Source organism: Kitasatospora indigofera (genome assembly GCF_014655955.1).
Lineage (GTDB): Bacteria > Actinomycetota > Actinomycetes > Streptomycetales > Streptomycetaceae > Kitasatospora > Kitasatospora indigofera.
The window spans coordinates 1-24,129 of sequence record NZ_BNBO01000054.1; the positions used below are offsets into that span (position 1 = coordinate 1).

The window sequence follows — 24,129 nt, forward strand, 5'->3', positions numbered from 1 at the left end:
CACCGCCACCAACACCACACCCACCGCCACCCACACCACCGGACCACACACCCGGCCGAACACCCGACCGGACACGCAGAACGGCTCCGCCCCCACCGGAAGGTGGAGACGGAGCCGTCGGCTCCCGTCAGGAGCGGGCACCCGGTCCGGGCGCGCAGACCCGGCCGGACGGTGGAGGCGGACCCCGGCGGCCGGCGTCAGCCCTCGGGGCCGGCCCGGCCGTCCCCCGGGGCGCCATCGGGACCGGCATGGGGATCGGGCGCGGAATCGTCCTTGTCCGGTCCGCAGGCCTCACGACCGGTGTCCGAGTGCACCACCCGGACCACCCGGCCGGCGCCGCCGGGCACGACGCGTTGCGGGCGGCCGCAGCGCGGGCAGATCAGCGGGATTCGTTCCATGGGACCACCTCCCACCCGGTCACCCCCGCGCACCTCGCGGCCGCGGCCGTACGACGGAGTCCGCAGGCACCGCGGCGGCGGGCGGTACGGCCCGCGGCCGGGCGGCGGGCGCGGGGCCGGGCACTGTCACATCAGCGGATGCGTCGGGACGGTGCTGCCGCTCTGGATCTCGGCGTGCGCCTTGGTCAGCAGCTGGGACGCCAGGTCGTTCAGCGCCCGCGCCGCCGCGATCTCCTCGCCGACCCGCAGTTGCTCCGAGTCCGCGGGGTGGCGGCTGGTGAAGCCGTGGGCCCGGAGTTCCGAGCCGTCGGCGAGCCTGAGCAGGGCGGCCGCGGCCGTCCTCGCCCCTTCCTCGCGGAACTCCATCTCGATGTGCCAACCCACGAGAGTCTGCATGACGGACCACCTCCAGCGGATACCACTTCCAGGGTGCGCCGGGTGCCCGCCGAATTCCAGAGGGACGGCCGAGAGCCGGGCCGGCCTGGCCTGGGCAACGACTTGAACGCGTTCAATTCCTCCCGTAAGGTCGGCGCCAGAAGGATTTGAACACGTTCAAGCAAGGTCGTGACAGCATGCCCCCCAGCAGCACGGGCCACCGGCCCCCGGCCCGCCGGAGCCGGCCGTGACCCCCCTGGTGAACCTCCTCGTCATGCTCGGGATGCTGGTCGTCGTCCCCGTCGGCCTCACCCTGATCGACGGACCGGGCACGGCCGTGCTGCGGCGCTGCTGGCCGGCCGCCGCCGTCCCCGGCGCCGTCGCGCTCTGGCTCCCCCGGGGCCCGGCCGCCACCGCCCTCGCCGCGCTCTACGCGCTCGCCACCGCCGCGCTCGCCCTCCAGGCCCCGCGCCGGCTCGCCCGCACCCGCTCGGCCGCGCCCGGGGAGGTCGCCGTCCTCACCGCGCTGGCCACCCCGGCCGTGGCCGGGCTCGCCCTGGTCGCCGAACGCTCGGGCCACCGGCTGTTCGGCTTCGACCTCGGCATCCTCGCCCTGACCGTCCCGCACTTCCACTACGCCGGCTTCACCGCCGCCCTGGTCGCGGGGCTGGTCTGCCGGGCCGCCCCCGGCCTGCCCGCCGCCCGGTACGCGGCACTCAGCGTGCCGCTCGGCACCCTGCTCGTGCTGGCCGGCTACTTCGTCGACGACTGGGCCGAGCTGCTCGGCGCGGTCGTCCTCACCACCGGCATGTGGGCGGTCGGCCTGATCACCTGGCGCGACCTGCGCGGGCGCACCGCCGACCGCGTCACCGGCGCGCTGCTCGCCGTCTCGGCCGCGGTCCTCGCCCTCACCATGCTGCTCGCGCTCTGGTGGGCCCTCGGGGAGGCCGCCGGACTCCCGCACCCCACCCTGACCTGGATGGCCGCCACCCACGGCCTCGGCAACGCGCTCGGCTTCGCCCTCTGCTCGCTGCTCGCCTGGCGCCGCCTCAAGGAGACCCGCCCGTGAACGCCGGCCCCACCACCGGAGCGTGCCCGTCCGCGAGCTCCCTCAGCTACCCCGAGCGGCTGGCCAGCACCCGGCCCGGCGCGCTCCCGGCCGGCTACCGCCACCTGCGCCACCGCGTCCTGATCGGCCACGGCCGGGCCGTCCTGGAGACCGCCGGCGCCGCGATCACCAGCTGGCGGATGCACCGCGGGGCCGGCGTCCTGATCACCACCGCCACGGACCGGGCCACCGTCGGCGCCGCCGTCGAGTGCGCCCTCGGCCTCGGCCCGCTGCGGGTCGGCGCGCCCTGCGAGGTGGTGTGGACGGTCGACACCCCGGAGCGGATCGGCTTCGCCTACGGCACCCGGGCCGGGCACCTGGCCCGCGGCGAGGAGACCTTCCTGGTCGAGATGGGCCCCGACCGGGCCGTCTGGTTCACCGTCACCGCCTTCAGCCGCCCGGACCGCGGGTTCGCCCGCGCGGCCGGCCCGCTGCTCCCGCTCGCCCAGCGGATGTTCGCCCGCCGCTGCGGCCGGGTGGTGGCCCGGATCGCGGCCCGCCGGGCGTAGGACAGGAGCAGCCCGGACGGATGCGCAGCACGCCCGGCCCGCATCCGGCGGGGCCGCTCGCCCGGCGGACGCCGGCCCCTGTTCCCGGTGGAGGCGGCGGGCCTCGCGCGGTGGTCCGGCGCCGAAACCCGGATGCGTCCGGAGGCCCTCGGGCGGCAGAATCGGCCGATGATCACGACCGGGCCCGCGCCGGCCACCACCTCCGCACCGTCCACCTCCGCACCGTCCACCGCCGGGCCGCCCTGATGGCCGGCTTCCTGACCCATCGCGCGCTCGTCCTCGACGAGACCCTGCCGCCGCGCCGGCGGCACAGCGCGCTGCGGGCCTGTCTGACCGTCTTCGCCCCGTACCGGTTCCGCCCGACCTACCACCATCTGACGCTCAGCGCCCGGATCCCGCGCGACCTTTCGGCCGACCCCGCATCGCTCGTCCGGGCGGTGGCGGAGCTGCACGAGGCCCGGTTGCTGTGGCTGGCCGCGACCGACCGGTACGTACGGCGGCGGCGGGCCGAGAAGCGGGCCGGGCGGCGGCAGGGGCCGGACGAGCCGTGGCAGCTGGTGCGGCTGGACCAGGCCTGCTACCAGACGGACGTGTGCTGCCACCCCGCGATGTCCCTGCCCGCCTACGTCGCCCGCCGGATCGCCGTCCTGGAGGAGCGGCCGCTGCCGGGCTGCCACCGCTGCGGGGACGAGCGGCCGGTGGTGTCGCACCCGACCGGGCACGGGTCCGTCGACCTCTGCCGGGGCTGCGGCACGGTGCTGGCGTCCTGCTCCTGCGGTGCCGGGCACCCTCTGGATCCGCCGGAGCGGTACCAGTGGCCGGAGATCTGGCGCCGCGAGCACATGACGGACGGCGGGCTGCCCGTTCCCGGTTCCGCCCACGCCGCCGAGGGGCGCCCGGAGCGGCTGCGGTTGCGCGTCGGCCGCCCCGGCGTCCGAGGGCCGGCGGTCACGGTCCGCCGGCCGCACGACCCCCGGGCCGGGTGACGACGGCGCCGCCGGGGCGCGGCGGCCGGACCGGACGACGGCCCGGCGCCGTGGCGGTGTCCACGGCGCCGGCCCGTCGGGCCCGGCCCGCCGGGCGGGTCGGACAGGTCAAGCAGGTCAAGCAGGTCGGGCGGGTCCGGCGGGTCGGGCGAGCCCCTGCCCGGCGGGCCGGCCGGGCGCGGGTGCCGTGCCGCGGGACTCCGCGAGAGCCAGGCCCGCCACCGCCGACAGGAGCAGCAGCGTGCCCGCGACCGTCGCGGTCGTGAGCCGCTCGCCGAGCAGCGTCACCGCGAGCACCGTGGCGCTGACCGGCTCGATCAGCATCACCACCGCCGCGGTCGCCGCCCGCACCACCGCCGCCCCGGCGAAGTACAGCGGGTAGGCCAGCGCGGTGGTGACGGCCGCGACGTAGGCCATCAGCAGCAGCACCCGGACCGGGTGACCGGTGTGCGGCAGGAGTCCCTCGTGCCGGGCGAACGGCAGCAGCAGCGCCGCGCCGATCGCGAAGGACCACACGGTCAGGCCGTAGGGGGCCTCGCCCGTGCCGTGGCGCCCGGTCCAGCGGGCGAGGAGCGTGGCCACGGCGTAGCCGGCGGCGGACAGCAGCGAGAGCCACACCCCCGACGGACGGACGGTACCGGCCTGGTCCCCCAGCACGAGCGCCGCCAGACCGGTCAGGGCGCCGAGCACCGCGACGGCGCCGCGGCGCCCGATCGGCTCCCCGAGCAGGAGGCGGCCGCCGACGGCGATGAGGACGGGGCCGGAGCCCAAGGTCACGATGGTGGCGACGGCCAGCCCGGTCGCCTGCACCGCCGCGAAGTAGGCGGTCTGGAGGACGGCGAGCCCGAGGCCGGTCCCCGCCAGCAGCGGCAGTCGCCGGCGCAGCGGTCGCCTCTCGGGCGAGGCGGCGGGGGTGGCGGTGGTGCGCCGGGGACGGCGCAGGGCTCGGGCGGCGAGCAGCAGCGCCAGGCCGCCGACGTAGCGCCAGAAGGACAGGGCGAGCGGGCCGAGGTCGCTGGACCGGTGGACGATGTCCACGGCGGCCCCGGTGGTTCCCCAGGCGGCGCCGGCCGCGGCGAGGCAGGCGAGGCCGCGCCGCACGGGCAGGCGGGCGTCGGTGGGCAGGACGGGTTCTGCGACGGTTCGGGACACGGGTGCGTTCTCCGGACGTCAGGAGGTGGTCGTGGTCTCCTGTGTGCGGGCGCGACCGGTCTGCGCGTCGGGTCTGGGAGCCCGGCGCGCCGTCAGCTGTGGCCGACCCGCTTCAGCGGGCGGGAGGCGCGAGCACGGAAGAAGGCATGGGCACCACCGTACCGGCGGCCCCGCCACGGTCACCGGGCGGGGCGGCGGGGCGGGCCCGGCCCGGTGCCGGCGGGCGCTCCCCGCCGCCGGGCGCCCCGGCGGCCGGGCGTCCGCCGGTCAGGCCGGCACCGGTCAGGCCGCGACCGGCACGCTGACCAGGACCTGGTTGCCGTCCAGGGTGCGTACCTCGAAGTGGTCGATGTCCTTGAGCTGGAGCCCGGCGCCGCCGCTGGTGCGCAGGGCGTCGGGGGAGCCGGTGGTGCCGTAGCCGGCCGGCGGGACGGTCCAGGTGGTGACGGTCTGGCGCTCCCCGGCCCGCGAGACGGCGACCAGGTCACAGCTCAACGGCCCCTGGACGTGGGAGAGTTGCAGGCTGATCTGGCTGCCCCACTTCTTGCCCTCGACGCCGACGGTGGCCTGCGCGCCGGTGGTCGCGTCGGTGGCGCTGAACTGCTGCTGGGCGACCACCTGCGGGGCGTGGCCGCCCGGGTCGGCGGTGACCGCGGCGGTGACCGCCGGCCCGCCGACGACCAGCACGGCGGCCGCGGCGACCAGCACCAGCCGCCGCCGGCGACCGCGCCGGCGGGTGGCGGTGACCTCGTCGACCAGCCGGGTCAGCAGGTCGTCCCCGGGGCGCGGCACGGGGTCGGCCGGGTCGGCGGCGTCCGCGCCGCCGGCGGCCAGGAACTCGGCCAGCATCGGCTCCAGCGCACCGAGTTCGGCCACCTGCTCGGCGCACTGCGGGCAGCCGGCCAGGTGCTTCTCGAAGGCGCCGCGGTCCGCCGCGTCGAGTACGCCGAGGACGTACGCGCCGACATCGACGTGGTCTTCCCTGGGCGGCGTCACGATGTCACTCCTCGTTCCTCGAGCGCGAGCTTGAGCGAGCGCAGCGCGTAGAAGATCCGGGACCGCACGGTGCCCGCGGGGATGCCCAGTTCGGCGGCCGCCTCGGTGACCGTGCGGCCCTTCAGATAGGTCTCGACGATAACCGCCCGGTGGGCCTCGGTCAGGTCGTCGAGCGCGTCGGAGATCGTCATCAGCCTCAACGCCTTGTCGAGTTCGTCCTCGGCGGGCAGGAGTTCCAGCGGCGACGGGTCCACCTCGCGCGGCCGGGCCAGGCTGCTGCGGTGGTTGTCGATCACGATCCGCCGGGCGACCGTCACCAGCCACGGGCGCAGCGAGCCGGTGGCCGCGTCCAGCCGGTCGATGTTGCGCCAGGCCCGGACGAGCGTCTCCTGCACGACGTCCTCCGCCCGTTGGCGGTCCCCCGCGACCAGGCGCAGCACGAAGCCGAACAGCGGCCCGGCGTGCTCCTGGTAGAGGGTGCGCATCAGCACCTCGTCCGGCCCCGGGCCGTACGGCGGCCCGCCGCCGCGTTCGGCGTCACGGGAATGCTGATCGGTCACAGCGCTATCCTTGCGCACCCGTACCTCCGGGTCGAGAACTCGCCGTTCCGCTCGACGATGTCCGTCCGTGGCCGGCACCGGCCCGCCCGTCGGGCCGGTGGTGGCCGTGGTCTCCTTCGACGGCCCGGGCCGGGGCCGCCCGCCCCGGCCCTCCACGGGCCGGGGGTTCAGTAGCCGTAACCGCCGGGGGTGGTGGCCGGGGGCTGCGCCGGGGTGGCGGGCTGGCCCGCGGGGGCGCCCGCCTTCTTGCCGTCCGGGGTGACGACGAACCAGGTGCCGCCGACGCCCTGGCCCTTGGTGTCACCGGGCTTGGTGTCGGGCGCGTAGCGGTACACGGGCCAGCCGGCGAGGGTGAGCTGCTTGCTGCCGTCGGCGCGGGTGACGGTGCCGACCAGCTTGCTGTCGATGCCCTTCACGCTCACGTCGGCGCCGGCCGCGACCGGCGGCCAGGTGGTGGCGCAGGAGCCGTTGCAGTTGGAGGCGGACGGCTGCGCGGTGTCCTTGTCGAAGCGGTACAGCGTGAAGCCGGCGCCGTCGGTGACGATCGCGCCGAGTTTGGCGTCGGTGCCCGCCTGCAGTGCGGTGGCGCCGCCCTGGGCGGGCGCGCTCGCCCCGCCGGGGCTCGCGGGGGCGGTGGCGGCGGGCGGCTGCGCGGCACTCGTGCCGGTCGACCCGGAGTAGCCGGATCCGCTGGAGCCGCAGGCCGTGACCAGGGCCAGCGAGGTGACGGCGGTGGCGGTGAGCAGTGCGGCTCGGCTGGTGATGCGCATGGTGGTATCCCCCAAAGGACATGCCGGACAGCGCCACCGGGGGATCCCCGGCGGCGGGGGCGCCTTCCCCGCGCCCACACCCTTCAGTACGGGCCGGGCGCCCGGGGTGCTCAATGTCCGGCGATATTTTTTTCGGCGGGCCGCGGGGGCGGGGCCCACGACGCCCGCCGGGGGGGTCACGCACCGTCCCGGCCCGGGGCTCGCGCACCACGCCCGCGCACCGGGTGCGGCCGGTGGTGGGGCCGGTGGCGGGGCCCTGGACGGAATACCTCGTACGGTGGTCGGGTTGACGCCAGCGGACGCCTGATGACGCCGCCCCGAGGAAGGAACTCGCACATGAGCACGGTCGAGCTGACCAAGGAGAACTTCGACGAGGTCGTCCCCGGCCCCGAGGGTAAGGACTTCGTCTTCATCGACTTCTGGGCGGCGTGGTGCGGCCCGTGCCGGCAGTTCGCGCCGGTCTACGAGAAGGCGGCCGAGCGGCACACCGACCTGGTCTTCGCCAAGGTCGACACCGAGGCGCAGCAGGAGCTGGCGGCGGCCTTCGGGATCCAGTCGATCCCGACCCTGGCGATCATCCGCGAGGGCGTGCTGGTCTTCTCCCAGCCGGGGGCGCTCCCCGAGGCGGTCTTCGAGGACCTGATCGGCAAGGCCCGCGAGCTGGACATGGACGAGGTGAAGCGCAAGGCCGCCGAGTCGGCGGGGACGGTCTGACCCGGCGCGGCCGGTACGGCCGCCGGACGCGAAGGGCCCGGGGTGCGGTCACCCCGGGCCCTTCGTCGCGCCGGCCCGCCGGCTCCTGCCGGGCGGCCCGCCGCGGGCGGCGGCTCAGCTCCGGGCGAGGGCGAGTTCGTAGTCCCTGGCCGGGGCCCCGCCGGGCGCGGGCACAGAGTCACCGGTCCGGGTGAAGCCGGCCCGGAGGTACATCGCCTCGGCCCGGCCGTTCTGCTCGTGGACGAAGAGCCGCACCCGCTCGACCCGGGGCTCGGTGAGCTCCCAGGACCATGCCAGCGCGGCCCGGAAGAGCTCGTCCACCACTCCGGTGCCGCGGGCCTCGGGCCGGACGAAGACGCCGACGACGTGGGTCTGCGACTGCTCGGGGACGTCCTCGAAGAAGGTCTTCTCGCCGGCCGGTTCGACCAGTGCGGTCACCGTGCCGAGCCACCGCCCGTCGGCCCGCTCGGCGACGAACTGCCGGCTGGTCCGGCCCTCGGCGGCGCGGTCGGTGCGGTCCTGCCAGAACTCGTCCGGCCGGGCGAGGGCCTGCTCGTACGTCTCCAGGAAGGCGAGGTGGGCGACCGGGTCCCGCAGGGCGGCCAGGCGCAGTTCCTTGACCTTGGGCCAGTCCTCCTGCTGGACGGCTCTGATGTGATGGCTCATCCGGTGATCCTCGCACCGACCCCGGTGGGGTCCGCAACGAGGTTTCCGGCACCCCCGGCCCGGTCGGCGGCCCGGGCCAGGTCGGCGGCCCGGGCCGGGGCGGCCGGGGTCAGCCGCGGGCGGCGAGCCCGTCCAGCAGCAGCCGCAGGGCGAGTTCGAAGCCGCGGTCGTCCAGCCCGCCGGGGCCGCCGCCGCGCAGTGCGGACGCCTCCAGGGCCTCCGCCAGCGCCGGGTGGCGGGGGCGGTAGTCGGCCGGGGCGCGGGTGAAGCCGGCGGTGAAGGTCTCCAGGGCCGAGCCGAGCACGAGGTAGTCGATGGCGGCGGCGGCCTCGGCGGCGTCGGCGGGGGCGAGTCCGGTCCGGCCGAGACCGGCGAGCAGGGTCTCGTAGCCGAGCAGCTGCCGTTCGGCCTCGACCCGGCGGCGGGCGAGCAGCGCGATGGTGTGGGGGTGGCGCAGGAAGACCGCGCGGTAGCCCCGGATGTAGGCGGCCAGGCCGGGCCGCCAGTCGGCGGCGGTGAGGCCGGCCAGCGGGGTGAGGTCGATCTCGGCGTTGACGAGGTCGGCGAGCGCGTCGAGCAGCTCGTCCTTGCCGGCCACGTGGTTGTAGAGGGAGGCCGCCTTGACGCCCAGGCGGTCGGCGAGGGCCCGCATGGTGAGGCCGTCCGGGCCGTGCCCGTCGACCACGTCGAGCGCGGCCCGGGCGATGATCTCCCTGCTCAGCAGCGCTCTGCTCGGTCTGCCCACGGCCCTCCCCCTTCACGTCTGTGCCGACCCGGCACACGTTATTACAGCCTGGTGTCGGTCTCTTCCGCTCCCCCGGGTGCAGCGGCTACGGTCCGGAACTAACAAAGTTAGTTTTCGACGACGGCAAGGTGGACGAGCCATGACCGAGAGCCCCCCAAGAACCCCGGCCCCCTCCGACAGCGACCGGCTGGCGGCCCTCGGCTACCGCCAGGAGCTGCGCCGCAGCCTCGGCGTCCTCGGCAACATCTCGATGGGCTTCGCCGTCGTCTCCCCCGTGGTCGGCCTCTACGCCGTCAGCCAGGTCGGGATGAGCGTGGCCGGCGGTGCCTGGGTCTGGGCCCTGCCGCTCTGCCTGCTCGGCCAGGTCCTGGTGGTCTGCGTCTACTCCGAACTGGCCTCGCAGTGGCCACTGGCCGGCGGCGCGTACCAGTGGAGCCGGCGGCTCGCCGGACCCTCCTTCGCCTGGATGACCGGCTGGCTCTGGCAGTTCGCCATCATGTTCGCCAACACCACGGTCGCCTACCTCGCCTCCCCCTGGTTCTTCGCACTCTTCGGCCGCACCCCCTCACCGGCCCAACTCGTGCTCGTCGCAGCCGGGTTCATGCTGCTCTGCACCCTGGTGAACGCCTACGGCATCAACCTGCTGCGCCGCTTCGTCTCGCTCGGCATCGCCGCCGAGGCCCTGGCCTCCGTGGTGGTGGGCCTGGCCCTGCTGCTGTTCTGCCGGGAGCACGGCTTCGCGCTGCTCACCGACACCCTGGACGCGCCCGCCACCGCCGGGGTCTCCACCGGCGCGGCCTTCCTGGCCGTGATCGCGGTCGGCGGCTGGGCGTTCATCGGCTTCGACGCCTGCGTCTCGACCGCCGAGGAGACCCGCGACGCGGGCCGGCAGGTGCCCCGGGCGATGTGGTGGGCCCTGCTCAGCGTCGGCCTGGTGGTCGTCCTCAACGCCGTGTCGGTCGCGCTCGCCCACCCCGACCCGGCCGCCGTGGTGGCCGGCGCCGACCTCGACCCGGTGACCACCGCCGTGGTCACCGGCTTCGGCGACTGGGCGGCCAAGCCCTTCGTGGTGGTCGTCCTGGTCTCCTTCACCGCCTGCCTGATGGCCTCCCAGGGCGGCGCCGCCCGCGGCCTCTACTCGCTGGCCCGGGACGGCGTCTTCCCGTTCTCGGCGCAGGTCCGCAAGGTCAACCGGCACAAGGCTCCGATCGGCGGCCTGGTCGCGGCGACCCTGGTGAGCAGCGCCGCGCTGCCGCTGGGCCTGGAGTCCACCGCGATCGGCAGCCTGATCACCTTCGGCACCGCCGCGACCTTCGCCCCGTTCTTCCTGCTCTGCCTGGCGGCCCTGATCGCCCGCCTGCGCGGCACCTGGACCCCGGCCGGCGAGGTCTCGTACGGCCGGGCCGGCACCCTGCTGAACGCGCTGGCCGTGCTGTGGACGGGCCTCGAAGTCGTCAACATCTGCTGGCCGCGCACCGTCCTGGCCCCGCCCGGCGCCCCCTGGTACCAGGTCTGGGCGGCCCTGCTCGGCGTCGGCCTGGTGGTGCTGGCCGGCCTCGGCTACCTGCTGCTCCGCCGCCCCCAGCGGCTGATGCGGGCGGGTGTACCGCTCGGCAGCCCCGGCAGCGACGAGCTGGCCCCGGCCGTGCACTGAGCCCCGGCCGCCCGCCCCGCGCCCCCGGCCGGGGCGGCCCCGGCCGCGCCGGCGGCTGGGAGGATGTGCGGGCCGCACCCGTCCGACGGAAGAGAGACCCGGCATGGCCGTCATCCACCGCACCGACCTCAAGCCGACCAAACTGGAACTGCTCACCGCCTGGCTGCCCACCCGGCCGTGGTACCTCGGCGACGCGGGCGGACCGGAGCTGGCCAAGGCCGGCGGATTCCGGCTGGACGACCCGGCCGGCGCGGTGGGGATCGAGTTCCTGGTGGTCACCGACGGCTCCGGCGCCCGCCCGGCCGGCTACCTGGTGCCGCTCACCTACCGCGGCGCCCCGCTCGACGGGGCGGAGCACGCCCTGGTCGGCACCATGGAGCACGGGGTGCTGGGGCGGCGCTGGGCCTACGACGGCTGCCAGGACCCGGTACTGGTGGCCCAGCTGCTGGCTCTGGTCGAGGGCCGGGTGCAGGCCCAGGACCAGAACACCAGCGACGTCCCCGACCGGGACGTCACCCGCTCCTGCAACCGCACCGACGGCGCACTCGCCCACCCGGACTTCACCGCCGGCACCGCCACCGACCACCCGGCGGGCACCGACCTGCCCGCACCGCACGGGGCGACCCTTCGGCTGCACCGCGTCCTGCGTCCCGCGCCGGCCGGCGCGCCGCTCCCGCCGCCGGGTGCGACGGGCCACGTCGCCGGCTCCTGGCAACTGCCGGACGGCACCCGCGTGCGGGGGCTGTTCGCCGAGCTGCGCCCCGGCCGGCGCGACTAGGCTCCCGGCGTCCGGCGATACGGCCCTGCGGCGGTACGCCGGAACCGCCGCACACGATCCCCTCAACCTTGATCCACTTCTGGGCGGACCCGGCGGGACGACCACGCGACCTGGCGCCCCGGGACGGCCGGGTCAGCGTGTTCACCTGCGCGGACGACCGCCCGCGACGGAGGATGGGCCGCGAACCGGTGACCCGTCCGGCCCGGACGCCGACCGAGAGAGCGAGGCTGCCCCCGTCATGACCCAGAGCCAGATCCCCACCGAGAGACCGACGGAGAGCCCGGCCGAGGACCTCGCCGGGGGCCCGGAACAGCCCCCGCCGGCCTTCCGCAAGGTCACCACCGCCGTGGTGACCGGCAGCGCCGACGGCGACCCGTTCCACGTGGACGTCCGCTCGGGGGCGCACCGGTTCACGGCCGACGAGCCCGTCCGGCGGGGCGGGTCGGACAGCGGGCCGGAGCCGTTCGCGCTGCTGCTCCCCGCCCTCGGCTCGTGCACCGCGATCACCCTGCGGATGTACGCCGGGCGCAAGGGCCGGCCGCTCGCCGACGTCAAGGTCCGGCTCGGCCACGAGACCGACGGCCGGCACGGCCGGATCTCCCGCCGGGTGACCCTCGGCGGCGAGCTGGACCAGGCGCAGCGCGCCCGGCTGCTGGACATCTGCGAGCGCACCCCCGTCACCCTCGCCCTCCGGGCGGGCGTCGCGATCGACACCACCGAGGAGCACTGATGGACGAGCGGTCCGAGCAGTACGACGTGATCGTCCTGGGCGCCGGCCCGACCGGGGAGAACCTGGCGGACCGCACCACGGCCGCCGGGCTGCGGACGGTGATCGTCGAGAGCGAGCTGGTCGGCGGCGAGTGCTCGTACTGGGCCTGCATGCCCAGCAAGGCGCTGCTGCGCCCGGTGGCCGCGCTGGCCGCCGCCCGGGCGGTGGCCGGCTCCCGGGAGGCGGTGGGCGACGGCGCCCTGGACGCCGCGGCCGTGCTGGCCCGGCGGGACTCCTTCACCTCGCGCTGGCGCGACGACGGCCAGGTGGAGTGGCTGAACGGCGCCGGCATCGACCTGGTCCGCGGCCACGGCCGGCTGACCGGCGAGCGCACCGTCACGGTGACCGCCCCGGACGGCGCCGAGCGCCGGCTCACCGCCCGGCACGCGGTCGCGGTCTGCACCGGCAGCCGGGCCGTGCTGCCCGAGGGCGTACCGGGCCTGGCCGAGGCCCGCCCGTGGACCAGCCGGGAGGCGACCGCCTCGCCGAAGGTGCCGGGCCGCCTGGTGGTGGTCGGCGGCGGGGTGGTCGGCGTGGAGATGGCGACCGCCTGGCGGGCGCTCGGCGCCGAGGTGGTGCTGCTGGTGCGCGGCGCCGGGCTGCTGCCGCGGATGGAGCCCTTCGCCGGCGAGCTGGTCGCCGACGGGCTCCGCGAGGCCGGGGTGGACGTCCGCACCGGCACGTCGGTCGCCGCCCTGGAACGCCCGGCGGCGGACGGCCCGGTGACGGTCGTCCTGGCGGACGGCGGGCGGCTGACCGCCGACGAGGTGCTGTACGCGACCGGCCGGGCGCCGCGCACCGACGACCTCGGCCTGGAGCTGGTCGGCCTGGAGCCCGGCTCCTGGCTGGAGGTGGACGACAGCTGCGCCGTGCGCGGCGTCGAGGGCGGCTGGCTGTACGCGGCCGGCGACGTCAACCACCGGGCGCTGCTCACCCACCAGGGCAAGTACCAGGCGCGGATCGCCGGCAACGCGATCGGCGTGCTGGCCAAGGGCGAGCCGCTGGACACCGGGCGCTGGGGCGCGCACGTGGCCTCCGCCGACACGGCCGGCCCGCCGCAGGTGGTCTTCACCGAGCCGGAGGCCGCCTCGGTGGGCCTGAGCCTGGCGGAGGCGCGGCGGGCGGGCCTGCGGGTGAAGGCGGTGGACCACGAACTGGGCCGGGTCGCCGGGGCGTCGCTGTACGCGGACGACTACCGCGGCCGGGCCCGGGTCGTCCTCGACCTGGACAGGAGCGTGCTGGTCGGGGCGACCTTCGTCGGCCCCGGGGTGGCCGAGCTGCTGCACTCGGCGACGGTCGCGGTGGTCGGCGAGGTACCGGTCGACCGGCTGTGGCACGCGGTCCCCTCGTACCCGACGATGAGCGAGGTCTGGCTGCGCCTGCTGGAGGACTGCCGGGGCTGAACCCCACCGGGCCCGGGCACCCGCACGCGCGGGGCCCGGGCCCGGTCCCGTTCCGGTCGGGTCCGGTCAGGAGTGATCAGGACCGGCCAGGTCCGCTCGGGTCGCGGGGACGGGCGGACGGCGGGACCGGTGCGACCGGCGCGGCTCGGTGACCGCGCGGGTGGTCGGCGGGACACTGGCACAGGGGCCGAGACGCTGACCAGGTGGTGTGTTGTGATGACCGAAGTGTTGCTGGCCGTCGGGACGGAGAAGGGCCTGTTCCTCGGACGCAGTCGCGACCGGCTGGACTGGGAGTTCAGCGGGCCGCACTTCCCGATGAACGCGATCTACTCGGTGTCGGTGGACCGCCGCGGGGGCCGGGTCCGCCTGCTGGTGGGAGCCGACAGCAGCCACTGGGGGCCGTCGGTCTGGCGCTCGGACGACCTCGGCGCCAGCTGGTTCGAGCCGCCGCGGCCCACGATCAGGTTCCCCGAGCACACCGGCGCCTCGCTCACCCGGGTCTGGCAGCTCCAGCCGGCCGGCGAGGAGGCGCCCGGCGTGGTCTGGGCGGGCACCGAGCCGGCCGCCCTGTTCCGCTCCGAGGACGGCGGCGAGAGCTTCACGATGGTCGAGTCCCTGTGGACGCACCCGCAGCGGCCGGAGTGGGGCGCCGGCTACGGCGGACAGGGCCTGCACACCATCATCACCGACCCGCGCGACCCGCAGAAGCTGCTGGTCGCGGTCTCCAGCGGCGGCGTCTACCGGACGAAGGACGGCGGACAGAGCTGGCAGCCCTCCAACCAGGGCCTGCGGGCGGAGTTCCTGCCGGAGGAGAGCCAGTTCCCGGAGTTCGGGCAGTGCGTGCACAAGATCGCCACCGACCCGGTCGACCGGGACCGCCTCTACCTGCAGAACCACGGCGGGGTCTACCGCAGCGACGACGCCGGGGAGAGCTGGCGGTTCATCGCCGACGGCCTGCCGGCCGACTTCGGCTTCGCGATCGCCGCCCACCCGCGGCGGACCGGCACCGCGTACGTCTTCCCGCTGGAGGGCGCCGGCAGCCGGATCCCGCCCGGCCGCCGCTGCCGGGTCTTCCGCACCGAGGACGCCGGCGACAGCTGGCAGCCGCTGGCCGCGGGCCTGCCCGGCGAGGACCACTACGGCGTCGTCCTGCGCGACGCACTGCGCACCGACGACGCGGACCCGGCCGGCCTCTACTTCGGCAACCGCAACGGTGAGGTGCACGCCAGCGCGGACGAGGGCGCGAGCTGGCGCCTGCTGGTCTCCCACCTGCCGGACGTGCTCTGCGTCCGGGCCGCCGTGATCGGCTGAGGCACGGACGGCCGGGTCCGGCGCCGGCCAGGCCCGGTTGCGGTCCGGTCCGCCCCTGGTCCGCTCCGGTCGCCCGGTCCGGTCCGTGGTGCGCGACACGCCCGGCGGGACGGGCCGGGCCGGACCGCGACCGGGTGGACCGCCCGGCGCGGGATGGCAGCTGAGAGCCTGCCGCGCCGGTTCGGCCCGCAGCTGCGACAGTCCGTCAGAACCCGTTCTGACCTGCGCATTCCCAGCCGTTAGGGTGGGAACGGCACGATCGGAAGTCATCCGATTCCCTGATCGAGAACGAGGCATCCCCGATGAGCCTGAGCATCCGTAACCAGCTTCCCGGCACCGTCACCGCGATCGCCGCCGGTGAGGTGATGGCCACCGTCAAGGTGCGGCTGGGCTCCGGCCAGGAGGTCACGGCCGCCATCACGCTGGACTCCGTGAAGGACCTCGGCCTCGCCGAGGGCAGCCGGGTCCGCACCCTGGTGAAGTCCACCGAGGTGTCGCTGGCCACCGGGCCGGTGACCGGGCTGAGCATCCGCAACCAGATCCCGGGCACCGTCGTCGAGGTGGCGACCGGCGGCGCGATGGCCGGCGTGAAGGTGGCCGTGGACGGCGGCGAGCTGACCGCGGCGATCACCGCCGACGCGGTGTCGGACCTGGGCCTCGCGGCGGGCACCCCGGTGGTCGCGCTGATCAAGTCGACCGAGGTCTCGCTCGCCACCGCCTGACACCCGGCCGCCCGTCAGGGGCGACGTCACCGCGTCGAGCGTCCGGGCCCTGCCCGGGCGCTCGGCGGCGTCCGGCGCGGCCGGGGACGGGGACGGGGACGGGCGGGGACGGCCCTGAGCGAGGGCCGGCAGTCCGCGGAACAGGGCGGCACCGCGCCACGCCCTCGTCCGGGTGAGATGCCGGGGCGGCCAGGCCGTACGCGGTAGCTGTTGACGCATGATCAGCTCCCTCCGGTGGCGCGCGGCGGCGACCGCCGCGGTGTTCGCCGCCACCTTCAGCACCATCGCCCACGCCGTCACGGCCCAGCCGGGCCCGCTCCCCGACGGCGTGACCGGGGACCGGCTCACCGTCACGGTCTCCGACGGCGACGGGCCCGCCTCCCGCGGTACCCACGAGCTCCTCTGCCACCCGGCCGGCGGGGACCACCCGGCCGCGCAGGCCGCCTGCGACCGGCTCGACACGCTCACCGTCTGGGGACGGGACCTCTTCGCGCCCGTCCCGCCGGACGCCGTCTGCACCCTGCAGTACGGCGGGCCGGTCAACGCGCGGGTCACCGGCCACTGGGCCGGCCGGCCGGTGGACGCCCGCTTCTCCCGCCGCGACGGCTGCGAGATCGCCCGCTGGGACTCCTTCGTCCCGCTGCTGCCGGACGGTGACCGCCCCGGGGCCTGACCGCACGGCGAGCACCCCGGGGCCGGCCGCGACCGGCCTCAGCGGCGGGCGGCCCCGGCCGGCTCCGCGGCGGGCGGTCCGGTGGGGACGCGCCCCGAGGCGACCCCTTCGGCGCCGACCGCTTCGGCGCCGACCGCTTCGGCCCCGGCCGGCTCCGGGCCGGGGACCGGTCCGAGCCAGACGGCCGTGACGCCGCTGACGTAACGCGCTCCGCAGTGGTCGGCGGGGACGACCAGCTGCGGGCCGCTCTCGTCCAGCGGGGCGCCGTCCATGCTGGTGGCCAGCAGGATCCGCTGGCCACCGAAGTCGGGGTCGATCTCGGCCCAGGAGACCACCGCGCGGTGGCCGTCCGAACCGGTCACCGCCAGCAGGAACTTCAACCGGGGCTTGCGCGCGGCGAGATCGACCCTGGGCCCGGCGGCGCACAGCACGTCCCAGAGCGTGGGCCCCTCGTACCCGTGGCGCTGCTCGCCCTCCGTTCGGCAGTCGAAGGTGACCTCGACCCGGTGCGAGGGGAGGTCGCGGAGCTGGCCGACCGTCAGCTCGGCGGGCCGGTCCAGGTGGCCGTGCAGCCGGACGGTGGCGGGGTGTCTCATACGGCATGCTCCTCCCGGCCCGCGGGGTGCGGCCCTGGAGGGTGGTACCCGAGCAGGACGCCGCTCATTCGCAGATGCGGCCGTGGAATGATTCCACCAGCCGCAAAGACAAGGCATACGACTTCTTCATCCTCGCAGATGCGGTTAGGTGTCGGACGGGGACCGGACCAGGCCGGCCGCCCTTCACGCCCGGCAGGCCGCCACTCGGCACCCCGGCCGCTCCGGCGAGCGGAGCAGGAGCGCAATGGGACGGGCGACTGGTTCCAAGCACCGCCCGAGGGGGCCCCGCCTGGAGGATCGACCAAGGCGGATTCCGCTTCTCAGCCTTGCATTTACGATGCTTGTGCGCACTTCGCGCTTGCACTTGCAAGGTGGAGTCCGGCGCGGAGCACAAGGAGCGAAGAGCATGATCGTCGGAGACCTGCTGCACCTGGACGACCTGGACATCCGGCTGGCCTGGGGCACGCCCCAACTCCTGGCCCGCCAGATCACCGGCGTGACCTCCACCGACCTCCAGGACCCGGCCCGGTACCTGCAGCCCGGCGAGCTGGTCCTGACCGGCCTGGTCTGGTGGCAGCCGGAGGACGGCTCGGCGGCGCTGCGCTTCGCCACCGCCCTGCGCAGCGCCCGGGTCGCCGCCCTGATGGCCGGCGAGGGCACCCACGGCGCGGTGCCCGCGGGCCTCGCCGAGGCCTGCCGCACCCACGGCATCCCGCTGCTCGCCGTCCCGGCCGGCACCAGCTTCCGTGCCGTGACCGACCGGGTCTACCTGCGGCTCTGGGGCGGGCTGCAGGCGGGTGTGCAGGACGCGGCCGCGATCCCCGAGGCAGCCCGCCGGGAGCTGGCCGGCCTGATCGACTCCGGCGCGCGGGCCGCCGAGGTGCTGGCGCACGCGGTCAGCCGGCTCGGCGTGCCCGAGTGCTCGGTCAGCACCACCGGCGGGCGGGTCATCGCCGAACTGCCCCCGACCGCCGCCGCAGCACCGCCGGCCGGCCGGGCCACCGGCACCAGCACCAGCACCAGCACCAGCACCAATCCTGTCTCCGACCCTGGCACCGGCACCGCGCTGCCGGTCGGCCCGCAGGAGAACTCCCCCTTCGACGGCTGGCTGCTGCACGGCGGCCCCGCGGCCGAGGGGGCGGCCACCCCGATGCTGCGCGGCCTCGCCGACCTGCTCGCCCCGCTCGCCGCCCGCGCCCACGCCGAAGCGGCCGCGCGGCGCCAGGCGGCCGGCCGGCTGCTGGGCCTGCTGGCGGGCGACGGCCCGGCCGACCTCGCCGAGGCCCTCGCCGCCTGCGGTCTGCCCGCCGAGGGCCCACTGGTCACCGTGGCGGCCCGGATCGACGGCGGGCCGGACGACTGGGCGGCGCACGCCCTCGCCGAGGCGCTGCACCCGCTGGGCGTCCCGTTCGCCGCCGGCACCGACCCGGCCGGCCGCACCGCCGCCCTGGTCGCCGCGCCCGCCGCCCGGGTGGCGGAGCGGCTGCGCCGGGCCCGGCCCGCGCTGCAGGCCCGGCTGACCGGCAGGCGCAGCCTGCGCGCCGGCGTCGGCCCGGCGTCGGCGGCGGCCGCCGGGCCGCTGCGCGCCGCCCTGGTCCAGGCCCGGTACGTGCTGGCCGGGGCCGCCGGGCCGGTCGGCAGCACGGCCGAACTGGACTCGCTGGCCGGCCTGCTGCGCGGGATACCGCCCGAGGTGACGGCCGCCTTCCACACCCGGCTGCTCGCCCCGCTGGCCACGCACGACCGGGAGAACGCCGTCTCCCTGCTCGGCACCCTCACGGTCTTCCTGGACCACGACGGCTCCTGGGCCCGGACGGCCGAGTCGCTGCACATCCACGTCAACACCGTGCACTACCGGATCCGCCGGATCGAGGAGCTGACCGGCCGCAACCTGGCCAGGCTCCAGGACCGCCTGGACCTGCGGGCCGCCCTGCTCTGCGCACCGGCCGGGCGCTGACCGGGGCGCACGGCGCCCGGTACGGGCTCTGGACGCCCCCGATTACCCATGAGTAAGGTTCCGGCATGCCTACCGGCCGCAGCTACGACATCGTCCTGTTCGGCGCCACCGGGTTCACCGGCGAACTCACCGCCGAGTACCTCGCGCGGCACGCGCCCGCCGGCACCCGCTGGGCCCTGGCCGGGCGCAGCCCCGCGAAACTGGCCGCCGTCCGGGACCGGCTGGCCGCCGTCGATCCCGCGCTCGCCGGGCTGGACCTGCTGACGGCGGACGCCTCCGACCCGGCCGCGCTGCGGAAGGTCGCCGAGGCGGCCCGGGTGGTGGTCAGCACGGTGGGACCGTACCTGCAGCACGGCGACCCGCTGGTCGGCGCCTGCGCCGCGGCCGGCACGGACTACCTGGACCTCAGCGGCGAACCGGAGTTCGTCGACCGCAGCTACCTGCGCCACCACGCCACGGCGGTGGCCAGCGGCGCCCGCCTGGTGCACTGCTGCGGCTTCGACTCCGTCCCGTACGACCTCGGGGTCCGGTTCACCGTCGAGCAGCTGCCGGAGGGCGTGCCGGTCACCGTTCAGGGGTTCGTGAGCGCCTCCGCGACCTTCTCCGGCGGCACCTTCCACTCGGCGCTCACCGTGCTCTCCCGGCTGCGCGCGGGCGCGCGGGCGGCCGAGGCTCGCCACCGGGCGGAGCCCGGGCCGGCCGGCCGCCGGGTGCGCGGCCTGCCCGGCCGGCCCCGGCGGGAGCGGAGGATCGGCGCCTGGGCCCTGCCCGCCCCCACCATCGACCCGCAGATCGTGCTGCGCTCGGCCCGCGCACTGGAGCGCTACGGCCCGGACTTCCGGTACGGCCACCATCTGGCGGTCCGCCGGCTTCCGGCCGCGGCCGGGCTGGTGGGCGGGGTGGGCGCGCTGCTGGTGCTGGCCCAGATCCCGCCCGTCCGGGAGTGGCTGCTGGGCCGCCGGCGGCCGGGCGAGGGGCCCTCGGCCGAGAAGCGGGCGAAGTCCTGGTTCCGGGTGGTCTTCCTCGGCGAGGGCGGCGGGCGTCGGGTGGTCACCGAGGTCTCGGGCGGCGACCCGGGGTACGGCGAGACGGCGAAGATGCTCGCGGAGGCGGCGCTCTGCCTGGCGTTCGACCGGCTCCCGGACACCGCCGGCCAGGTCACCACGGCCGTGGCGATGGGCGAGGCGCTGACCGGGCGGCTGGTCGCGGCCGGCATCGGGTTCACGGTCCTGGAGAGCTGACGGGGCCGGCGCGGGTGCGCGGCGGCGGGTGCGCTCGGCGGCCGGCCCGTCGGCGGTCAGCCCCGGCGGGCCGCCAGGTGGCCGGCCGCCGTCCGCCAGGCATCGGTCACGGCCGCGTGGGCCCGGGCGGTGGCGGCCTCGACATCGCCGCCGAGCACCAGCGGCGCCCCGACGTGGACGTGCACGCCGGGGCGGCGCAGCGGCGCGGTGAACAGGCCCGTGACCTGCTTGGCCGTGGACCCGGAGCTGATCCGCCGGGCGCCGGCCTGCCCGAGCGGGACGACCGGTGCGCCGTCGGCGGCGAGCCGGGCCAGGCCGGTGCGGAACGGGCCGGGCGCGCTGTCGGCGGCGTCCACCCGGCGCGGGAGCCGGCCCTCGGCGTAGATCACCACCACCCGGCCGGCGGCCAGCGCGGCGGCCGCGGCCTCCAGTGCCTCCGCGGCCCGCTCGGTGCCGCGGTGCACGGGTATGTGGCCCTCGCGGACCAGTGCGCCGCGCAGCACCGGGATCCGCCACAGCCCGGCCGTGGCCAGCACGACCGGCTCGACGCCGAGGCGGCGGACGGCGGCGAGCACGACGCCCGGGTCGACCAGCGAGGAGTGGTTGGGCGCGACGATGCTGCCGGGGGCCAGCACCGCGGCCTCGTCCGTGGTCACGGTGAACCGGCCGAGGGCCGGGACGACGGCGCGGGCGACGGCGCTCAGCATGGGTGGTCCTCGGGGTCGGGATCGGGTGCCGCGCGGCCGGGGCGGCCGCCGCCCGCCCATTGTGGCGGTGGCGAGGCCCGGCAGGCCTGAGTCCGGGTACTCAGCGTGGTACTCACCCCGGCCGGCCGGGTCCGCGGCGGCGTCCGCGCGGGGGAAGCGGGCCGGACGGTCAGGCGCGCTCGTCCGCCCGCAGGCGCCGGCTGACCTCGCCGAGGCCGTCGGCGAGGACGGCGAGCTGCTCCCGGCTGAGGACGTCGATGAGCAGCTCGCGCACCATCGCGAGATGGCCGGGCGCCGCGTTGCGGACGGCCTCCCGGCCCTGCTCGGTGAGGTCGGCGAAGATGCCGCGGACGTCGCTGGGGCAGGAGCGGCGGCTCACCAGCCCGGCCTTCTCCAGCTGGGTGACCTGGTAGGTGAGCCCGCTCTTGGAGGTGATCAGCCGGTCCGCCAGCTCGGTCATCCGCAGCGAGCCCTCGGGGGCGGCGGAGAGGTGGACCAGGATCTCGTACTGGGTGTGGGAGAGCCCTGAATCGTCCTTGAGCTGCCGCTCCAGGCGCCGGTTGAGGAGGTTGCTGGCGGCCACGAAGCCCCGCCAGGCGGCCATCTCGTCCTGGTCCAGCCAGCGCGGTTCGTCCATGGGGGAATCGTACTCCCGTTGTTCGAATTCGAACCAAGGTGTACTCTCGACGTGTCGAGGTTCAAATTTGAACTACCCTGTGGCGAAGCACCCCGAACCACCGGCGGAACCACCCGAGGAAGGCCCCGATGAGCACCGCAGCCCCCGAGCGCATGCCAGCCCTCTACCTCTCGCACGGCGCGCCGCCGCTCGCCGACGACCCGGTCTGGCCCGGGCAGCTCGCCGCCTGGTCCGCCGGGCTGCCGCGCCCCAAGGCCATCCTGATGATCTCCGCCCACTGGGAGGAGGCGCCGCTCGCCCTCGGCGCCACCACCACCGTGCCGCTGGTCTACGACTTCTGGGGCTTCCCCGAGCACTACTACCGGGTGCAGTACGGCGCCCCGGGAGCGCCCGAACTCGCCGAGAGCGTGCGCAAACTGCTGCGCGCCCCCGGCACGCCGGTCCAGGACATCCCCGACCGCGGCCTCGACCACGGCGCGTACGTCCCGCTGGTGGAGATGTTCCCCGAGGCCGACATCCCCGTCCTCCAGGTCTCGATGCCGACGCTCGACCCGCAGCGGCTGCTGGAGATCGGCCGCCGGCTCGCCCCGCTGCGCGACGAGGGCGTGCTGATCGTCGGCAGCGGCTTCTTCACCCACAACCTGCGCGCCATCAGCCCCGACGGCACGGTGCCGTCCGTGATGGCCGAGTTCGACGACTGGGGCCGGCGCGCCCTGGAGGCCCGGGACCTCGACGCGCTGCTCGACTTCGAGCGCAAGGCCCCGGCCGGGCGTCTCGCCCACCCCCGCACCGAGCACTTCGCGCCGCTCTTCGTGACCCTGGGCGCCGGGGAGGCCGACCTCGACACCCAGCGCAGCGTGATCGACGGCTTCTGGATGGGCCTGGCCAAGCGCTCCGTCCAGCTCGGCTGAGGCCCGGGCGCGCGTCACCCCCGGTCTCCGCCCCGGCCCCCGCCGCACCGTTGCGCCGGGGGCCGCCCGGCTGTCAGGGTCGGGGCATGCGCGCGATGGACGAACGGGACGTCGGCCGGGCGGTGGCCGAGCTGCTGGCGGTGCTCGGACCGCACACGGCGGGGCCCCGCTGGCACACCCCGGCCGGCACCCTGGAGTGGACCTGCCGGGAGACCGCCGTCCACGTGGCGCACGACCTGCTCGGGTACGCCGGGCAGCTGGCCGGCCGCCCGGACACCGGCTACCTGCCGTTCGACCTCACCGTCCCCGCCACGGCAACACCCGCCGAGGTGCTCCAGGTGGTCGCCGCCTGCGGCGGGCTGCTGCGATCCGCCCTCGCGACCGCCGCCCCCGGCACCCTGGCCTGGCACCACGGGCCCTGCGACCCGGCCGGGTTCGCCGCGATGGGCGTCGCGGAGGTGCTCCTGCACACCTACGACATCACCCGGGGCCTCGGCCTGCCGTGGCTGCCGCCGGCCGCGCCCTGCGCGGCGGTGCTGGCACGCCTGTTCCCGGGCGCGCCGGCGGGCGACCCGGTCCAGGTCCTGCTCTGGTCGACCGGCCGGGCCGGACTCGACGGGCGCCCCCGGCTCACTTCGTGGAGCTGGCAGGCGGCCGTCGGCCGGACGCCGGACCGGACGGAGGCTCAGCACCGGCCCTGAACGGCGCCGGTGACGCTCCGACGGGCCGGGCCGGGGTCAGCCCCGCTCGGCCGCGCTGCACTCGACGCAGAACTCGTTGCCCTCGGGGTCGGCCAGGGTCGCCCAGCCCAGGCCGTCCTCGCGCCGGTGGTCCGACACCAGGACGGCGCCGAGGGCCAGCAGCCGCTCGACCTCCTCGTCACGGGTGCGGTCCTGCGGCTGGATGTCCAGATGGACCCGGTTCTTGACCGTCTTCACGTCGGGCACGGTGACGAAGAGCAGCACCGCGCCCTCGGAGGCCACCAGGGCCTCGGGATCGCCGGGCTTGTCGTCCTCGTGCACCGAGGCACCCAGCACCTCCGCCCAGAAACTGCCGAGCCGGTAGGCGTCGGCGCAGTCGAAGGTCACGTGTCGCACAAGGGAAGCCATGTTCACCACTATCCCCCGGCCGGGCACGGCTGCCCATCGAATTTCCGGGACCTTCACCGACCCCGGCCGGCTCCTCCCGGGATCACCCCGGGATCACCCCGGGACGGGACCTCCGGTGGCCCAGCGCAGGTGCAGGTGACCGTCCCTGGGGAACGGCGGCACCGCGGGCAGCACCCGCTCGAAGCCGTAGCCGGCCTTCTCGGCGACCCGGCAGGACGCGGTGTTGTCCACCTGGTGCATCAGCTCCAGGTACTCCAGCCCCTGGCCGGCGAAGGTCTCGAACACCCAGTCGGTCAGCACCTGCAAGGCCCTCGGGGCGACCCCCCGGCCGCGGGCGTGCGCGGCCGTCCAGTACCCCACCTCGCCGGCCGGACCCGCCGGTTCGGGGCGTTTGAGGACCACGTTGCCCGCCACCCGGCCGCCGCCCGGCTCCTCCTCCACCACGGCGAAGCTCAGCCGTCCGCCGCCCTCCCAGCCCGTCCGCTGGGCCTCCACCCAGCGGACGGCCGCCCCGGCGTCCGGCACCCCCAGCCTGGTCCAGGCACGGAGCACGGGATCGCGGTACGCCTCGACCAGCGCGTCCGCGTCCGCGGTGGTCCACCTGCGGAGCAGCAGCGCCGGGCCGGCCGCGGTGGCCGCCGCCCGGAGTACCACCTGCCTGGCAATCCCCCCTGTGGTCATC

Annotated in this window: 28 protein-coding genes; 15 read left to right on the forward strand and 13 right to left on the reverse strand. The window is 76.3% G+C overall.

The window, feature by feature from the left end:
• Positions 1–197: 197 nt before the first annotated feature.
• A complete protein-coding gene (locus IE329_RS31675; RefSeq protein ID WP_190214465.1) occupies positions 198–398 on the reverse strand; it encodes a hypothetical protein in 201 nt (66 codons plus the stop codon).
• 126 nt (positions 399–524) lie between these two features.
• Positions 525–794: a DUF1876 domain-containing protein gene (locus IE329_RS31680; RefSeq protein ID WP_190214466.1), complete on the reverse strand. Its 270-nt coding sequence runs from the start codon at positions 792–794 to the stop codon at positions 525–527.
• A gap of 226 nt (positions 795–1,020) precedes the next feature.
• Between IE329_RS31680 and IE329_RS31685 the strand changes: the two genes are divergently transcribed.
• The 3 genes from IE329_RS31685 to IE329_RS31695 all read left to right on the forward strand — a co-directional run bounded on the left by IE329_RS31685 (position 1,021) and on the right by IE329_RS31695 (position 3,376).
• Positions 1,021–1,842: a YndJ family protein gene (locus tag IE329_RS31685; protein WP_190214467.1), complete on the forward strand. Its 822-nt coding sequence runs from the start codon at positions 1,021–1,023 to the stop codon at positions 1,840–1,842.
• Positions 1,839–2,390, forward strand: a complete 552-nt coding sequence (locus IE329_RS31690; RefSeq protein WP_190214468.1) for a DUF1990 family protein — start codon at positions 1,839–1,841, stop codon at positions 2,388–2,390. The genes IE329_RS31685 and IE329_RS31690 overlap by 4 nt, the downstream gene beginning before the upstream one ends.
• A gap of 245 nt (positions 2,391–2,635) precedes the next feature.
• Positions 2,636–3,376 (forward strand): hypothetical protein, encoded by a 741-nt coding sequence (locus tag IE329_RS31695; protein ID WP_190214469.1) that lies wholly within the window; start codon positions 2,636–2,638, stop codon positions 3,374–3,376.
• A gap of 117 nt (positions 3,377–3,493) precedes the next feature.
• On the opposite strand, the gene IE329_RS31700 is transcribed toward IE329_RS31695, so the two are convergent.
• The 4 genes from IE329_RS31700 to IE329_RS31715 form a co-directional block, all read right to left on the reverse strand.
• A complete protein-coding gene (locus IE329_RS31700; RefSeq protein ID WP_229927928.1) occupies positions 3,494–4,528 on the reverse strand; it encodes a DMT family transporter in 1,035 nt (344 codons plus the stop codon).
• A gap of 282 nt (positions 4,529–4,810) precedes the next feature.
• Positions 4,811–5,524 carry an anti-sigma factor family protein gene (locus IE329_RS31705; protein ID WP_229927929.1) on the reverse strand — a complete coding sequence of 238 codons (714 nt, stop codon included), beginning with the start codon at positions 5,522–5,524 and terminating at the stop codon, positions 4,811–4,813.
• Complete coding sequence (locus IE329_RS31710) at positions 5,521–6,102, reverse strand: sigma-70 family RNA polymerase sigma factor (protein ID WP_079198028.1); 582 nt, start codon at positions 6,100–6,102, stop codon at positions 5,521–5,523. Before IE329_RS31710 ends, IE329_RS31705 begins: the two co-directional genes overlap by 4 nt.
• 149 nt (positions 6,103–6,251) lie before the next feature.
• Positions 6,252–6,854, reverse strand: a complete 603-nt coding sequence (locus IE329_RS31715; protein WP_190214470.1) for a hypothetical protein — start codon at positions 6,852–6,854, stop codon at positions 6,252–6,254.
• A gap of 336 nt (positions 6,855–7,190) precedes the next feature.
• Between IE329_RS31715 and IE329_RS31720 the strand changes: the two genes are divergently transcribed.
• Positions 7,191–7,568, forward strand: coding sequence for a thioredoxin family protein (locus tag IE329_RS31720; RefSeq protein ID WP_073925722.1), 378 nt, complete (start codon positions 7,191–7,193; stop codon positions 7,566–7,568).
• Between the two features lie 114 nt (positions 7,569–7,682).
• On the opposite strand, the gene IE329_RS31725 is transcribed toward IE329_RS31720, so the two are convergent.
• Both IE329_RS31725 and IE329_RS31730 read right to left on the reverse strand, forming a co-directional pair.
• On the reverse strand, positions 7,683–8,234 hold the full coding sequence (locus IE329_RS31725) for a GNAT family N-acetyltransferase (protein WP_190214471.1): 552 nt from the start codon (positions 8,232–8,234) through the stop codon (positions 7,683–7,685).
• A 109-nt stretch (positions 8,235–8,343) separates the two neighbouring features.
• Complete coding sequence (locus tag IE329_RS31730) at positions 8,344–8,979, reverse strand: TetR/AcrR family transcriptional regulator (RefSeq protein ID WP_190214472.1); 636 nt, start codon at positions 8,977–8,979, stop codon at positions 8,344–8,346.
• Positions 8,980–9,118: 139 nt separating this feature from the next.
• On the opposite strand from IE329_RS31730, the gene IE329_RS31735 reads away from it, so the two are divergent.
• From IE329_RS31735 to IE329_RS31765, 7 genes are all read left to right on the forward strand, one after another.
• Positions 9,119–10,633: an APC family permease gene (locus IE329_RS31735; RefSeq protein WP_190214473.1), complete on the forward strand. Its 1,515-nt coding sequence runs from the start codon at positions 9,119–9,121 to the stop codon at positions 10,631–10,633.
• Positions 10,634–10,736: 103 nt separating this feature from the next.
• Positions 10,737–11,411: a maltokinase N-terminal cap-like domain-containing protein gene (locus tag IE329_RS31740; protein ID WP_190214474.1), complete on the forward strand. Its 675-nt coding sequence runs from the start codon at positions 10,737–10,739 to the stop codon at positions 11,409–11,411.
• Positions 11,412–11,649: 238 nt separating this feature from the next.
• Complete coding sequence (locus IE329_RS31745; protein ID WP_190214475.1) at positions 11,650–12,141, forward strand: OsmC family protein; 492 nt, start codon at positions 11,650–11,652, stop codon at positions 12,139–12,141.
• Complete coding sequence (locus IE329_RS31750) at positions 12,141–13,583, forward strand: dihydrolipoyl dehydrogenase family protein (protein WP_190214476.1); 1,443 nt, start codon at positions 12,141–12,143, stop codon at positions 13,581–13,583. The genes IE329_RS31745 and IE329_RS31750 overlap by 1 nt, the downstream gene beginning before the upstream one ends.
• Positions 13,584–13,799: 216 nt before the next feature.
• Positions 13,800–14,894, forward strand: a complete 1,095-nt coding sequence (locus IE329_RS31755) for a WD40/YVTN/BNR-like repeat-containing protein (protein WP_190214477.1) — start codon at positions 13,800–13,802, stop codon at positions 14,892–14,894.
• Positions 14,895–15,196: 302 nt separating this feature from the next.
• Complete coding sequence (locus IE329_RS31760) at positions 15,197–15,616, forward strand: TOBE domain-containing protein (protein WP_190214478.1); 420 nt, start codon at positions 15,197–15,199, stop codon at positions 15,614–15,616.
• Positions 15,617–15,833: 217 nt separating this feature from the next.
• On the forward strand, positions 15,834–16,289 hold the full coding sequence (locus tag IE329_RS31765; RefSeq protein ID WP_190214479.1) for an SSI family serine proteinase inhibitor: 456 nt from the start codon (positions 15,834–15,836) through the stop codon (positions 16,287–16,289).
• A gap of 38 nt (positions 16,290–16,327) precedes the next feature.
• Here the strand turns inward: IE329_RS31765 and IE329_RS31770 are convergent, their stop codons facing one another.
• The gene (locus tag IE329_RS31770; RefSeq protein ID WP_190214480.1) at positions 16,328–16,885 is read right to left on the reverse strand and encodes a molybdopterin-dependent oxidoreductase; all 558 of its coding nucleotides are present in this window, start codon (positions 16,883–16,885) and stop codon (positions 16,328–16,330) included.
• Between the two features lie 406 nt (positions 16,886–17,291).
• Here IE329_RS31770 and IE329_RS31775 point away from each other — a divergent pair, with 406 nt between their 5' ends.
• Both IE329_RS31775 and IE329_RS31780 read left to right on the forward strand, forming a co-directional pair.
• Entirely contained in the window at positions 17,292–18,842 is a 1,551-nt protein-coding gene (locus tag IE329_RS31775) for a PucR family transcriptional regulator ligand-binding domain-containing protein (protein WP_190214481.1), read from the forward strand.
• 65 nt (positions 18,843–18,907) lie between these two features.
• Positions 18,908–20,083: a saccharopine dehydrogenase family protein gene (locus IE329_RS31780; RefSeq protein WP_190214482.1), complete on the forward strand. Its 1,176-nt coding sequence runs from the start codon at positions 18,908–18,910 to the stop codon at positions 20,081–20,083.
• Between the two features lie 56 nt (positions 20,084–20,139).
• On the opposite strand, the gene IE329_RS31785 is transcribed toward IE329_RS31780, so the two are convergent.
• Positions 20,140–20,790, reverse strand: a complete 651-nt coding sequence (locus tag IE329_RS31785; RefSeq protein ID WP_190214483.1) for a lysophospholipid acyltransferase family protein — start codon at positions 20,788–20,790, stop codon at positions 20,140–20,142.
• Positions 20,791–20,959: 169 nt separating this feature from the next.
• A complete protein-coding gene (locus IE329_RS31790; protein ID WP_190214484.1) occupies positions 20,960–21,427 on the reverse strand; it encodes a MarR family winged helix-turn-helix transcriptional regulator in 468 nt (155 codons plus the stop codon).
• 128 nt (positions 21,428–21,555) lie between these two features.
• Here IE329_RS31790 and IE329_RS31795 point away from each other — a divergent pair, with 128 nt between their 5' ends.
• Positions 21,556–22,338 (forward strand): dioxygenase family protein, encoded by a 783-nt coding sequence (locus tag IE329_RS31795; RefSeq protein WP_190214485.1) that lies wholly within the window; start codon positions 21,556–21,558, stop codon positions 22,336–22,338.
• A gap of 86 nt (positions 22,339–22,424) precedes the next feature.
• Positions 22,425–23,039, forward strand: coding sequence for a maleylpyruvate isomerase N-terminal domain-containing protein (locus IE329_RS31800; protein WP_229927930.1), 615 nt, complete (start codon positions 22,425–22,427; stop codon positions 23,037–23,039).
• A 36-nt stretch (positions 23,040–23,075) separates the two neighbouring features.
• On the opposite strand, the gene IE329_RS31805 is transcribed toward IE329_RS31800, so the two are convergent.
• Positions 23,076–23,447: a VOC family protein gene (locus IE329_RS31805; protein ID WP_190214486.1), complete on the reverse strand. Its 372-nt coding sequence runs from the start codon at positions 23,445–23,447 to the stop codon at positions 23,076–23,078.
• Positions 23,448–23,540: 93 nt separating this feature from the next.
• Positions 23,541–24,128, reverse strand: a complete 588-nt coding sequence (locus IE329_RS31810; RefSeq protein WP_190214487.1) for a GNAT family N-acetyltransferase — start codon at positions 24,126–24,128, stop codon at positions 23,541–23,543.
• Between the last annotated feature and the right edge of the window lies 1 nt (position 24,129).

Excerpts from the sequence above, each read along its gene's own strand:
- IE329_RS31675 (WP_190214465.1), bottom strand. The coding sequence starts at position 398 with ATGGAACGAATCCCGCTGATCTGCCCGCGCTGCGGCCGCCCGCAACGC.
- IE329_RS31680 (WP_190214466.1), bottom strand. The coding sequence starts at position 794 with ATGCAGACTCTCGTGGGTTGGCACATCGAGATGGAGTTCCGCGAGGAA.
- IE329_RS31695 (WP_190214469.1), top strand. The coding sequence starts at position 2,636 with ATGGCCGGCTTCCTGACCCATCGCGCGCTCGTCCTCGACGAGACCCTG.
- IE329_RS31715 (WP_190214470.1), bottom strand. The coding sequence starts at position 6,854 with ATGCGCATCACCAGCCGAGCCGCACTGCTCACCGCCACCGCCGTCACC.
- IE329_RS31720 (WP_073925722.1), top strand. The coding sequence starts at position 7,191 with ATGAGCACGGTCGAGCTGACCAAGGAGAACTTCGACGAGGTCGTCCCC.
- IE329_RS31725 (WP_190214471.1), bottom strand. The coding sequence starts at position 8,234 with ATGAGCCATCACATCAGAGCCGTCCAGCAGGAGGACTGGCCCAAGGTC.
- IE329_RS31735 (WP_190214473.1), top strand. The coding sequence starts at position 9,119 with ATGACCGAGAGCCCCCCAAGAACCCCGGCCCCCTCCGACAGCGACCGG.
- IE329_RS31740 (WP_190214474.1), top strand. The coding sequence starts at position 10,737 with ATGGCCGTCATCCACCGCACCGACCTCAAGCCGACCAAACTGGAACTG.
- IE329_RS31745 (WP_190214475.1), top strand. The coding sequence starts at position 11,650 with ATGACCCAGAGCCAGATCCCCACCGAGAGACCGACGGAGAGCCCGGCC.
- IE329_RS31750 (WP_190214476.1), top strand. The coding sequence starts at position 12,141 with ATGGACGAGCGGTCCGAGCAGTACGACGTGATCGTCCTGGGCGCCGGC.
- IE329_RS31755 (WP_190214477.1), top strand. The coding sequence starts at position 13,800 with ATGACCGAAGTGTTGCTGGCCGTCGGGACGGAGAAGGGCCTGTTCCTC.
- IE329_RS31760 (WP_190214478.1), top strand. The coding sequence starts at position 15,197 with ATGAGCCTGAGCATCCGTAACCAGCTTCCCGGCACCGTCACCGCGATC.
- IE329_RS31765 (WP_190214479.1), top strand. The coding sequence starts at position 15,834 with ATGATCAGCTCCCTCCGGTGGCGCGCGGCGGCGACCGCCGCGGTGTTC.
- IE329_RS31770 (WP_190214480.1), bottom strand. The coding sequence starts at position 16,885 with ATGAGACACCCCGCCACCGTCCGGCTGCACGGCCACCTGGACCGGCCC.
- IE329_RS31775 (WP_190214481.1), top strand. The coding sequence starts at position 17,292 with ATGATCGTCGGAGACCTGCTGCACCTGGACGACCTGGACATCCGGCTG.
- IE329_RS31780 (WP_190214482.1), top strand. The coding sequence starts at position 18,908 with ATGCCTACCGGCCGCAGCTACGACATCGTCCTGTTCGGCGCCACCGGG.
- IE329_RS31785 (WP_190214483.1), bottom strand. The coding sequence starts at position 20,790 with ATGCTGAGCGCCGTCGCCCGCGCCGTCGTCCCGGCCCTCGGCCGGTTC.
- IE329_RS31790 (WP_190214484.1), bottom strand. The coding sequence starts at position 21,427 with ATGGACGAACCGCGCTGGCTGGACCAGGACGAGATGGCCGCCTGGCGG.
- IE329_RS31795 (WP_190214485.1), top strand. The coding sequence starts at position 21,556 with ATGAGCACCGCAGCCCCCGAGCGCATGCCAGCCCTCTACCTCTCGCAC.
- IE329_RS31800 (WP_229927930.1), top strand. The coding sequence starts at position 22,425 with ATGCGCGCGATGGACGAACGGGACGTCGGCCGGGCGGTGGCCGAGCTG.
- IE329_RS31805 (WP_190214486.1), bottom strand. The coding sequence starts at position 23,447 with ATGGCTTCCCTTGTGCGACACGTGACCTTCGACTGCGCCGACGCCTAC.
- IE329_RS31810 (WP_190214487.1), bottom strand. The coding sequence starts at position 24,128 with ATGACCACAGGGGGGATTGCCAGGCAGGTGGTACTCCGGGCGGCGGCC.